An 11,869-nucleotide genomic window follows, 5' to 3' on the forward strand; every position below is an offset into this window, starting at 1 on the left:
CCGCTCGGCGCGGCGCAGCAGCTGGGCGGCGAGCGACAGCGCGGGCTGGCCCAGCGGCACCCCGTCGAGCGCCGACGGCTGCTCGCCCCTGGCGGCCCGCTCGGCGGCCTTGATGGCCTCCCAGTTGTCGTTGACCTCGTCGGCGCTCTCGGCCCGCACCGAGCCGAACACGTGTGGGTGGCGCCGCACCAGCTTCTCGACGATCCCGGCCGCCACGTCGTCCATGTCGAAGCCGTCGGCCACCTTGGCGTGGAAGACCACCTGCAGCAGCAGGTCGCCCAGCTCTTCGCGGAGCGCCGGGTAGTCGCCCAGCTCGATCGTCTCCAGCACCTCGTAGGCCTCTTCGAGCAGGTACGGGACCAGCGTCTCGTGGGTCTGCTTGCGGTCCCAGGGGCACTCGGCGCGGAGTCTGTCCATCACCGCGACCAGGTCGAGCACCCGGGCGCCCGGCAGGTCGTACGAGCCGGGCACCACCTCGATGACCGGCGGCTCGTCGAGCGCGACGGCGGCGTGGCCGACCGCGCGCATGAAGTCCTCGTCGTCGTCGCCGAGCCAGACGACCGTGCCCTCGACCGCCTCCCGGGCCAGCCGCCGGGCGTCGGGCGTCACGACGGTCACCTCGACCCCGGCCTCGGCCAGGTAGGGCAGCTGCGGATGGTCCTCGGAGCCCGTCAGCACCGGACCGGCCGCCAGCGCCCGCCACGCCCGGTGGCTCAGCAGGCCGGGCGGGACCCGGGGCGAGGTGGTGACGACGATCAGCGGCATGGGTCAGCCCTGCGGCTGCTGCTGGTCCTGCGGGGCGGCCTTGCCGAAGCGGCCCGCGTCGAGGAACCCGCGCTGCTGGTCGAAGGTGCCGTAGCGGGGGCTGAAGACCGGCTTGATCGAGTTGTACTCCTGGGTCAGCTTGGCGATGGCCTGCTGGTTCTGCCGCCCGCCGAACTTGTCGGCCAGCTTGGTCAGGCCCACCTCGGCGCGTACGAAGGCGCGCGCGTTGCCCGGCGAGACGCCCTTGGCGAGCAGGTTCATCTCCGGCGAGCCCGCCTGGCCCGGGTCCTTCGCGGCGGCGTCGATCTCGGCCTCGCTGACCTGCACCCCGAACTTCCTGGCGAGCTGCTCGAAGCGGCTCTGCTCGGTCATCCGCAGCAGGACGAACTGGGTCATCGGCAGCGGCAGCTGTGACGGCTGGACGCCCGCCTTCTTCAGCGCGGCCTCGTACTCCCGGACGTTCCTGTTGAGATCGGCGGCCGAGATGCGCCGGCTCCCGACGACGGCCGCCGCGCCGGCCTCCATGGGGGAGGAGCAGGCGGTCAGCGCGACGAAGCTCGCACCGACGGCGGCAGCGGCCACAGCCACTCGAATCGACTTCACGTGCGTCCCTTTCCGACAAAAACCGCGGCTAGCTTACCCGTGCGGGCTCGAGGAACATCGCCTCGACGAGGTCACCGCACCATTTGAGCAGGTCGAGGTCGCGCAGCGGCTGCCCGCCCAGCGGCTTGGTCTTCGGCACGGGCACGAGCAGCGTCTCCGCGGCCTGCTTGTAGATCGCCTTCTTGTAGAGCCGGTCGAGCCGCACCTGCTGCGACTCCTTCAGCCTGACCGGGCCGAACTTGATGTTCTGGCCCTGCAGGGTGACGTCGGTGAGCCCGGCCTGGCGGGCCTTGACGCGGAAACGGGCCACCTCCAGCAGGTTGTCCACCTCGACGGGCGGCCTGCCGTACCGGTCGGTGAGCTCGTCGCGGACCTCGGCTATGTGGATCTCGGCCGAGATCGCGGCGATCCGCTTGTACGCCTCCAGCCGCAGCCGCTCGGAGGTGACGTAGTCGTGCGGGATGTGCGCGTTGATCGGGAGCTCGACCTTGACGTCGTGCTGCTCCTCCTGGACCTCCACGCCGGACAGCTTGGCCTTCTGCTCCTGCACGGCCTCGGCCATCAGGCGGACGTAGAGGTCGAAGCCGACGCCCGCGATGAAGCCCGACTGCTCGGCGCCCAGCACGTTGCCCGCGCCGCGGATCTCCAGGTCCTTCATCGCCACGTACATGCCCGCGCCCATCTCGGTGTGCTGGGCGATCGTCGCCAGCCGCTCGTGCGCGGTCTCGGTGAGCGGCTTCTCCGGCGGGTAGAGGAAGTAGGCGTACCCCCGCTCCCTGCCCCGCCCGACGCGGCCCCTGATCTGGTGGAGCTGGGACAGGCCGTAGTTGTCGGCCCGGTCGACGATCAGCGTGTTGGCGTTGGGCACGTCGAGACCGGACTCCACGATCGTGGTGGAGACCAGCAGGTCGTACTCGCGCTCCCAGAAGCCCACCATGATCTTCTCCAGCTGGTGCTCGTTCATCTGCCCGTGGGCGACCGCGACGCGGGCCTCGGGGACGAGCTCGCGCACGCGGGCGGCGACCCGGTTGATGGAGGCGACGCGGTTGTGGACGAAGAAGATCTGGCCGTCACGCATCAGCTCGCGCCTGATGGCGGCGGCGATCTGCTTCTCCTCGTACGGCCCGACGAACGTCAGGATCGGGTGACGCTCCTCCGGCGGGGTGAGGATGGTCGACATCTCGCGGATGCCGGTCAGGCCCATCTCCAGCGTGCGCGGGATCGGCGTGGCCGACATCGCCAGCACGTCGACCTGGGTGCGCAGGTGCTTCATGGCCTCCTTGTGCTCGACGCCGAACCGCTGCTCCTCGTCGATGATGATCAGGCCCAGGTCCTTGAACCTCACCTCGGGGCTGAGCAGGCGGTGGGTGCCGATGACCAGGTCGACGGCCCCGGAGCGCAGCCCCTCCAGCGTGCCCTTGACCTCGGCGTCGCTCTGGAAGCGGGAGACCGGCTTGAGCGTGACCGGGAAGCTGGAGAAGCGCTCGGTGAACGTCGACATGTGCTGCTGCACGAGCAGCGTGGTCGGCACCAGCACCGCGACCTGCTTGCCGTCCTGCACGGCCTTGAACGCCGCCCGCACGGCGATCTCGGTCTTGCCGTAACCGACGTCGCCGCAGATCAGCCTGTCCATCGGGACGCCGCGCTCCATGTCGCGCTTGACCTCGTCGATGGCCTCCAGCTGGTCGCCGGTCTCGGCGTACGGGAAGGCGTCCTCCATCTCGCGCTGCCACGGCGTGTCGCCGCCGAAGGCGTGACCGGGCGAGGCCATGCGGGCGGAGTAGAGGCGGATGAGCTCTCCGGCGATCTCCTTGACCGCCTTCTTCGCCCGGGACTTGGCCTTGGCCCAGTCGGCGCCGCCCATCCGGTTGAGCGTTGGCGCCTCGCCGCCGACGTAGCGGGTGACCTCGTCGAGCTGGTCGGTGGGCACGTACAGGCGGTCGCCCTTGGCGTACTCGATGACGAGATACTCGCGCGTGGCGCCCTGGACCGTGCGCCGCGCCATCTCGACGTAGCGGCCCACGCCGTGCTGCTCGTGCACCACGTGGTCGCCGACCCTGAGCTGCAGCGGGTCCACCATGTTGCGGCGGCGGGACGGCAGGCGGCGCATGTCCTTCGTGGACGCCTTCTGGCCGACCAGGTCGAGATGGGTGAGCACGGCCAGGCCCGGCGTGACGAACCCGTGCTCGATCAGGCCCGTGGTGACGTGGACGACCTTCGGCTCGGGCGGCGTGTCGAGATGGCTCCGCAGCCGGGCCGGCACGTCGACGCTCTTGAGCACCTCGACCATGCGCTCGGCCGGGCCGTGGCCCTCGCTCAGCAGCACGACCGCCTTGTCGTCGGCGAGCCATCCCTTGATGTCGGCCAGCGCCCTGGCGGTGTCGCCCCGGTAGGCCTCGGAGTCCTGCGCGTCGAGCTCGATGCCGCCGCCGAACGGCGCCATCGTCCACCACGACTGGCCGAGCGCGTCGGCGTGGTCGCGGATCTCCTCCAGCGTGCGGAAGGCCGCGGCGCCGAGGTCGATCGGCGCCTCGCCACCGGCCGCCGCGTTGATCCACGACGCCTCCAGGAACTCCTGCGACGTGCGCACCAGCTCCTCGGCCCGCCCCCGGATGCGCTCGGGGTCGCAGACGAACACCGCGGAGCGGGCGGGCAGGTGGTCGAGCAGCAGGTCCATCTCGCCCGCCAGGACCGGCGCGAACGCCTCCATGCCCTCCACCGGCATGCCCTGGGCGAGCTGGTCGAGCACCTCGGCGAGCGCCGGGTGGAGCTCGGCCAGCTCGCGCGCCCTGTCGCGGACCTCGCCGGTCAGCAGCAGCTCGCGGCAGGGCGGCGCGAACAGTCCGTCGCCCGCCGCCTCCAGCGAACGCTGGTCGGCCACCTTGAACCAGCGGATCTCCTCGACCGTGTCGCCCCAGAACTCCAGCCGGAGCGGGTGCTCCTCGGTGGGCGGGAAGACGTCGAGCAGCCCGCCGCGCACGGCCACCTCACCGCGCTTCTCCACCATGTCGACCCGGTGGTAGCCGTTGTCGACCAGCCGCTCCACGACCTCCTCGAGATCGGCGTCGTCGCCCGCGCGCAGCCGGATCGGCTCCAGGTCGCCCAGGCCCTCGACGATCGGCTGAAGCAGCGCGCGCACGGGTGCGACGACCACGTCGAGCCGCCCGGCCGCCGGGTCGTTCGCGACCGGGTGCGCGAGTCTCCGGAGCACGGCCAGCCGCTGGCCCACCGTGTCGCTGCGGGGCGAGAGCCGCTCGTGCGGCAGCGTCTCCCACGCCGGGAAGACGGCCACCGTGGACGGCTCGACGAGGCTCGTCAGCGCGGCGGCCAGGTCTTCGGCCTCACGGCCTGTCGCGGTGACCGCGAGCACGGTCCGCCGGTCGTGCCCGGCGAGCGCGGACACGCCGAACGGCCGCAACGCCGCGGGCGCCACCAGCGCGACGTCGCCGCCCTCTTCGAGAGCGGCGGTCAGCTTCGGGTCGGCGGCAACAAGGTCAAGCAGCCCGGAAAGACTCATCAGATACGCCCACAGCCCCACGACGGCAACACGATTACCCCCGGCCGGGTCAGGTCGCGGGGGTCTCAGCCCCCAAGCGTACTTCCCGGCGGTGCCCCCCGGCGCCCCCGGGCGTCTCCGGCCGGTTTGAAGTGGCCGAGCAGGGAAATCCCGTACGTATCGTCATGGAGTGACTACGCTAAGTCACATGTCTGAAGTGCGGTCGGTCGCCCGGCGAGGCGACCTCTTCGATCAGCGGGTCCGCGAGCAGTGGGCCGGGCAGCTCGGCCGGCGGCTCGACGTACTGGTGGCCGGGTGCGCGCGCGACGAGCCGCTGGCGCTCGACCGGATCGACACCCTCGTGATGGGCGTCGACGAGGACCTGCCGGCGGTCAGGAGGGTGGTCGAGGAGCGCGCCGACCTGGCCCGGTGGTCGCTGGGGGACCTGCGGTCCGCGCCGGTGCGCCCCAGGTCGGTCGACGTGATCCAGCTGTCGTTCCTGCTGGAGCGCATCCACCACGCGGAGCTGGTCTTCGACCGGCTCCTCCAGGCGCTGCGGCCCGGCGGGCTGGTGCTGCTGCGGATGCGCGACCGCCGGTCGGCCTACGGGCTGTGCGACCGCCTGACGCCGTCGTGGCTGCGGCGGCTCCTCTGGCGCCGCCTCGTGCCCGAGGGCACACCGGGCCCACTGCCCGCCGTGTACGAGCCGATCACCTCGCACGACGGCATCCACGCCTTCTGCCTGAGCCGCGGGCTCATGATCACCGACGATCGCACGGCGACGAGCGGTCCCGCCCTGGGCCGGGCCGGCCGCGCCGCCGTGGCGCTCGCCGACAGGCTGACCCGCGGCCGCTACCCGTCGTCGCACGACGAGATCACCATGGTCATCAGGAAACCGCAGAACCACTTCGCCCGGCTCATCTAGTGACACACTGATATCAGTCGCTAGACTCTTTTCCTACCAATTCAATCGGAATAGTTGGGATGGCGGAACGTGGAGTGGACCCCCGGCGCGCGGGAGCTGGCCGACCTCGAGCTGCTCCTGTCCGGAGCGTTCCAGCCCCTGACGGGGTTCCTGGGCCACGACGACCTGCACGCGGTGCACGAGCGTGGCACGCTCGCCGACGGCACGCCGTGGCCGGCGCCGGTCACGCTGCGCCTCCCGCCCGAGGCCGCCCCCGGCGACGAGGTCACGCTGCTCGACCCCGAGGGGGCGCCACTCGCCGTGGTGACCGTGACCGAGCGCGGGCCCGAGGGCCTGGCGTCCGGTCCGGTCCGCGCTCTGGGCGCGCCCGAGCACGGCCCGTTCGCCCGGCTCCACCGCACCCCCGCACAGGTCCGCGAGCTGCTCGACGGCCGTCCGGCGCTCGTCGTCACGATGCGCGCGCCGCTCGACGACCTCACCGAGATCACCGCCACAGCCAAGGAGCTCGACGCGGTGACCGTGCTGCTCCCCCTCTCGTACGGCGAGGCGGGCCCCGCCGTGGTGCGGGCGGCGCTGCGGGCCAGGGACCAGTTGCCGGAGAGCACGCTCGTCGTCCCCGTCCCGCTCGCGCAGCGCGAGGAGCCCGAGATCGACCTGGAACTGCGCGAGCACGTCGCCACCGCCTACGGCGCGACCGAGCACCTGGCCGGGCCCGAGCCGGTGAGCATCCCCGGCCCGCCCCACCGGAGGGGGCTCGTGGTGTTCTTCACCGGCCTGTCCGGTTCGGGCAAGTCGACCATCGCCCGCGGCCTGCGCGACGCGCTGCTGGAGCTCGGCAGCCGCACCGTCACCTACCTCGACGGCGACGTGGTGCGCAGCCTGCTGTCGAAGGGCCTGACGTTCTCCAAGGGCGACCGCGACCTCAACATCCGGCGCATCGGCTTCGTCGCCTCCGAGGCCGCGCGCCACGGCGGCCTGGCCATCTGCGCCCCCATCGCCCCCTACGCGGCCACGCGGGCGGAGGTGCGCGAGATGGTCGAGTCGGTCGGGGCCGACTTCCTGCTGGTCCACGTCTCCACCCCGCTGGAGGAGTGCGAGCGCCGCGACCGCAAGGGCCTGTACGCCAAGGCGCGCGCCGGTCTCATCCCCGAGTTCACCGGCGTCTCCGACCCCTACGAGGAGCCGGACGACGCCGACCTGGTCATCGACACCACGCGCATCTCGATCGAGGCGGCCGTCAGCCAGGTGCTGGCGGGCCTGCGCGACGGAGGCTGGGTCCGCTGACGGCAGATCTCCTCATGATCGCCGGATCCTCACCGAGGGCGTGGCGGGGCGGATCAGGGCCGCGGCACGCGAGTCGAGCGGAAGTGCGGGTCTCGCGCGAGCTCGCTGAACGCCCGGCCCGCCGAGGGCTCGGTGTCGAAGCCGGTGTCTCCCCGCGGCGCGTGCGGTGAGTCGAAGTAGAGCAGCGCCTTGATCTGCGGGTAGGCGCGCATCCGGGCGCGTACGGACTCGAAGAACTCCCGCTTGAACGAGCGGTCGCCGGCACGCTCGAACACCCCCCACTCGGCGACCATGACCGGCTTGCCGGGGAAGTGCAGCTGCGTCCACCGGTAGAACCCCGGCCAGCGGGCGTAGTCGTCGCGGGTCTTGTTGACGAGGCCGTCGAAGTCGCTCACCCTGCTGTCGGCGTAGGGGTCCATCGCCACCCAGTCGACCACGTCGTCCCCCGGGTACAGCTCCTCGAACCAGGGCTTGGCCGCCCAGTTGGGGGCGCCCATGTACGTCATGACCGTGACGGCGTTGGTCACGCCCCCCTCGCGCAGCCGGAGCACCACGTGGCGGTACATGGCCGCGTAGTCGGCCGCCTGCATGCCGGAGCCGGGGCCGGGGACGACGTCGTTCTCGGGCTCGTGGTGGATCGTGAGGAAGAACCGCTCCGGGAACGCGCGCCGTATGTGGCCGGCCAGGCGGTCGATCCGGCGGTCGACGGCGCCGTCGGAGATCTCGGCCCAGGTGTGCTCCATCGACGGCTTCCAGTTGACGAGCAGCAGCCTCGGGCCGGCCGGGTCGCGGGCCAGCCCGATCTCCCGTTCCGTGGGGAACAGCTCCTTGCCCCGGTGGTAGACGTGGACCACGTCGGCCCGGGCGCCCATCCGGGACTCCGCCCCCTTCAGCGCCCGGTCCACCGGCACGCCGGTGAAGATCTCCGGAGCCATGCCCCACCAGGCGCCGCAGGACGGGATCAGCTTGGCGGTGACCGCGCAGGCGGGCGTGGCCTCGCCGCGCGGCGTCCTCCCGGGCGGGGCCTTCTCCCCCGGCGGCGGGACTCGTTCCTGGGCCGCGGGTTGTCGCGGACGCGCGCGCGAGCCCTCGGCCTCCGAGCAGCCGGCCAGCGTCATGACCGCCGCGATGACCGCCGCGATGACCGTCGCCGTGACCAGCGTCACGACGGGCGGCGTGATCGCCGGCGTGGCCCGTTTTTGTGAAATGTCCGGTAGCAGCAAAACCGCCCAACCCCTTTTCCGTGGCCCCCGTCATCAAAGCTGAACCATGCCACGCCGCTTCCATGACCGCAGCCGGTGCGGGCGTTCTCGCTGGTAGGAATGGGTACACCGCCCCCGGAAATATCCCGGAATTTCGCATTATCGCGGCACGGAATCGCGAGCCGTGCGGCAGAAAATCTTCTGTATTCGACCATGGCTTCATTCGCCCCGCCTATAGTGGGCGGACACCTCGGCCGTGACGCTGAGTCGCCGGAGGGCGACTCAGCGCACACACTCCAAGGGAGCTTCATGAGCCTGCCGCCGGACGCCCCGGCCCGCCGGTCCGGCACCGATCTCGGGGAGCACCTCTCACTGCTGCGCAGGCGCTGGCTCCTGTTCCTCGGGCTCACGCTCGCCGGCGGCACGACCGGGCTGGCGCTGTTGCGGCTCACCCCGCCCGCCTACACCGCGACCACGCAGGTGCTCGTGGCGGCGGTCGGCACGCAGGAGCAGGGCAACCAGGTCACCAACCGGCAGCGCGAGCCGCTCAACCTCGACACCGAGGCCCAGGTGGCGCAGTCGGCCGTGGTCGCGGCCCGGGCCGCCAAGCTGCTCCACGCCCCAGTGCTGGCACCTGTCGAGGTGTCCGTGCCGCCCAACTCGGCGGTGCTGTCCATCTCGGTCACCGCCGCGGCACCCGAGGCCGCCGCCGCCCAGTCGCGCGCCTACGCGGAGGCGTACCTCGCCAACCGGACCGCCGGCGCGCAGGCGGCCATCGCGCTGCAGCAGCGGGCCATGCTCGCCAAGCTCAGGCAGGTCAACTCCGGCCTCGACGCGGTGACCAAGGAGCTCGAAGGGCTGCGCAAGGGCACCGCCGCGCACACGCTCGCCGCGCACCGGCAGAGCGTGCTCAACCGGCAGACCTACAGCCTCACGCTGAAGTACGACACGCTGAAGACGACGACGGTGACGCCCGGTTCGGTCATCAGCGAGGCCGTGCCGCCGGGCGCGCCCAGCTCGCCCAGCCTGCCGCTCTACCTGGGGACCGGGCTCATGCTCGGGCTGCTCCTCGGCTCGGCGGCGGCCACCGTCCGCGACCGGCTCGACACCCGGCTGCGCACCCCGGCCGACGTGGAACGCCTCACCGGCCTCCCGGTCATCGCCGCCCTGCCCGGCGCCCCCTCCGCCGTCGCCACGGGCCCGGCGACCGCCGCGGAGGTGGTGCACGACCTGGCCTCCACCGTGATCGCCGCCTGCCCGGGCAAGCGGCTCCTCGTCCGGGCCGTGCCCACCGGCCACGGCGTGTCGCCCGTGGCCGGATCGCTGGCGGCGAGCACGTCGCTGTCGGTGCTCGACGGCTCCGACGTGGGCGACCTGGCACGGGCCGACGCCGCGGTGCTGGTGGTCGGGCTCGGCCGGGCCACCTCGGAGCAGGTGGCGGCGGTCGTGCACCACCTGGGCAGGCAGCACGTGCCGGTCCTCGGAGTGGTGACCTCGGTGCCCGAGCCCGGCGCCCCGGCGCCCGAGCAGGCCGTGCCCGCGCGCCCCAGCACCCCGCTGGGCAAGCTCGTCGCGGGCGCCGAGCAGGTCTCGATCTCCGGTAGCGGCTCCACGAGCGCCTCCACGAGTGAGCCCGGCTACGGGTACGGCTCCGCGAGCGGCTCCGGCGTGACGTCGGAGACCACCCCGATGCAGGCGGTGTCCCATCCGCCCGGAAGACCGTCGTGATCGCGAGAGGGCCCGCCTGGCCGATCGCCGCCCTGCTGGTCGGCTATCCCGTGTGGTGGGCGCTCGGCTTCGGCGGGCTGTCGGTGATCGTGCTGGCGGCTCCGATGGCGGTCATCCTGTGGCGGCGCAGGCCGGTCAGGGTTCCGCACGGGTTCGGGCTGTGGCTGCTGCTGCTCGCGGGCTACGCGCTGAGCGCCCTCATGCTGTCGGAGACGCCGCCCGGCACGTACGGGGAGCTGGGCGCGGGCCGCGTCGTCGGCTACGGCATGCGGCTGGCGCTCTACGTGTCGCTGCTGGTCATGGTGCTCTACCTGGGCAACCTGACCGAGCGGGAGCTGCCGCAGGCACGGCTCGTACGGATGCTGGGCGCGCTGTTCGTCACCACCGTGGCCGGCGGGCTGCTCGGCGTGTTCGCGCCCGGCTTCGCGTTCACCTCGCCTGTGGAGATGGTGCTGCCCGACTGGATCGCCGGCAACCCGTTCGTCCAGAACCTGATCCACCCCACTGCCGCCCAGACGCAGAAGGTGCTCGGTTACGCCTCGCCCCGGCCCGAGGCGCCGTTCGAATGGGCCAACGCGTGGGGCAGCAACGTGTCGGTGCTGCTGATCTGGTTCGTGGTCGGCTGGTGGGTGTACGGGGGGCGGACGCGCAGGGTCCTCGCCGTGGTGCTGATCGGCCTGGCCGCCATCCCGATCGTCTACTCGCTCAACCGGGGCCTGTGGATCGGGCTCGGGCTCGCCGCGCTCTACCTGGTCGTCAGGGTCGCGGGCAGGACCCGGGCGGTCGTGTGCGCGGTGGCGGCGGCCGGTGCGCTGGCGTTCGCGCTCAGCCCGCTGTCGGCGCTGGTCGGGCAGCGCCTGGACAACCCCCACTCCAACGACATCAGGGCCTTCACCGTGTCGGCCACCGTCAGGGCGGCGGCCCACTCCCCGGTCATCGGCTACGGCAACACCCGCAACGCCATGGGCAACCACCGCACGATCACCACCGGCAAGACCCCGTGGTGCGCCGGCTGCGGCCACCCTCCGCTGGGCAGTGACGGGCAGCTCTGGTTGCTGATCATCACGCAAGGGTTCACGGGGGCGGCGCTCTACGTGGCGTTCTTCCTCGGCGCGATCCGCCGCCACTGGTCCGACCGCAGCCCGATCGGGCTGGCGGGCGTGCTGGTGATGGGCCTCGTGCTGCTCTACATGCTCGTCTACGACGGGCTGGTGACGCCGCTCATCCTCTACCTCGTCTCCTTCGCCCTCCTGTGGAGGAACTCCCCGTGAACGACGCGAAGACCCGCCTGCGCTACCTCGACGACACGGTCCGCCTGCTCTACCCCCGAACCGGTGACACCGCCACGCGGGCCTACAGCGTGCTGCCGCATCCGCTGCTGCCGCGCCGGTTGGCTCCGCGCAGGTGGTGGCACGCCGGGCGCGCGGTCATGCTGCCGGTCGAGGGGTCGATCGAGACGCACCTGAGCGAGGTGTTCGCGACCCGGGTGGAGACCGTGCCACACGTACGCCCCGCCCGCCGGGCCAACCGCAAGCCGGTCCTGGAGGCGTACTCGGGTGGCGAGCTGCTGGCGTACGTGAAGATCGGCGACACGGCGCGCGCCCGAGAGCTGATCGACAACGAGGCGGCGGCGCTGTGGAAGATGGCCGACCAGGCGCTCAAGGCCGTCGTCGCGCCCACCGTCCTCCACCACGGGCGGTGGCGCGACCTCGCGGTCCTGGCCGTGTCCCCGCTCCCCGTGGCACCGCTCCCCGTGGCACCGCCCCCCGTCGCACTGCTCTCCTCGTCCGCGCGCCGCGTGTCTCCCCTGCGCGCCGCGCGGCTGCTCGCGCGGCGGCGGCGCCGGGTGCCCGCCGAGTTGCTGGC

At 72.3% G+C, this 11,869-nt stretch carries 8 protein-coding genes and 1 pseudogene; 5 read left to right on the plus strand and 4 right to left on the minus strand.

Annotation, left to right across the window (positions count from 1 at the left end; all coding sequences use genetic code 11):
- The 3 genes from mazG to mfd form a co-directional block, all read right to left on the minus strand.
- On the minus strand, nt 1–765 hold a 765-nt coding region (gene mazG, locus DQW85_RS35360; RefSeq protein WP_113704105.1), incomplete at its 3' end, for a nucleoside triphosphate pyrophosphohydrolase.
- A 3-nt stretch (nt 766–768) separates the two neighbouring features.
- Entirely contained in the window at nt 769–1,368 is a 600-nt protein-coding gene (locus tag DQW85_RS35365) for a SurA N-terminal domain-containing protein (RefSeq protein WP_113704106.1), read from the minus strand.
- A 28-nt stretch (nt 1,369–1,396) separates the two neighbouring features.
- Complete coding sequence (mfd, locus tag DQW85_RS35370; protein ID WP_113704110.1) at nt 1,397–4,885, minus strand: transcription-repair coupling factor; 3,489 nt, start codon at nt 4,883–4,885, stop codon at nt 1,397–1,399.
- 187 nt (nt 4,886–5,072) lie between these two features.
- On the opposite strand from mfd, the gene DQW85_RS35375 reads away from it, so the two are divergent.
- Nucleotides 5,073–5,789: a class I SAM-dependent methyltransferase gene (locus DQW85_RS35375; protein ID WP_113704107.1), complete on the plus strand. Its 717-nt coding sequence runs from the start codon at nt 5,073–5,075 to the stop codon at nt 5,787–5,789.
- A gap of 69 nt (nt 5,790–5,858) precedes the next feature.
- On the plus strand, nt 5,859–7,073 hold the full coding sequence (gene cysC, locus DQW85_RS35380) for an adenylyl-sulfate kinase (RefSeq protein ID WP_113704108.1): 1,215 nt from the start codon (nt 5,859–5,861) through the stop codon (nt 7,071–7,073).
- Between the two features lie 53 nt (nt 7,074–7,126).
- On the opposite strand, the gene DQW85_RS35385 is transcribed toward cysC, so the two are convergent.
- Nucleotides 7,127–8,239 carry a glycoside hydrolase family 26 protein gene (locus tag DQW85_RS35385; protein ID WP_240197643.1) on the minus strand — a complete coding sequence of 371 codons (1,113 nt, stop codon included), beginning with the start codon at nt 8,237–8,239 and terminating at the stop codon, nt 7,127–7,129.
- A gap of 345 nt (nt 8,240–8,584) precedes the next feature.
- Between DQW85_RS35385 and DQW85_RS35390 the strand changes: the two genes are divergently transcribed.
- The 3 genes and pseudogenes from DQW85_RS35390 to DQW85_RS35400 all read left to right on the plus strand — a co-directional run.
- On the plus strand, nt 8,585–10,003 hold the full coding sequence (locus DQW85_RS35390) for a Wzz/FepE/Etk N-terminal domain-containing protein (RefSeq protein WP_162795638.1): 1,419 nt from the start codon (nt 8,585–8,587) through the stop codon (nt 10,001–10,003).
- Entirely contained in the window at nt 10,000–11,274 is a 1,275-nt protein-coding gene (locus tag DQW85_RS35395) for a hypothetical protein (protein WP_240197644.1), read from the plus strand. Before DQW85_RS35390 ends, DQW85_RS35395 begins: the two co-directional genes overlap by 4 nt.
- Nucleotides 11,271–11,869: pseudogene (locus DQW85_RS35400) on the plus strand (hypothetical protein); the annotation flags it as partial. The gene DQW85_RS35395 and the pseudogene DQW85_RS35400, both read left to right, overlap by 4 nt.

The organism is Nonomuraea lactucae (assembly GCF_003313395.1).
Taxonomy (GTDB): domain Bacteria; phylum Actinomycetota; class Actinomycetes; order Streptosporangiales; family Streptosporangiaceae; genus Nonomuraea; species Nonomuraea lactucae.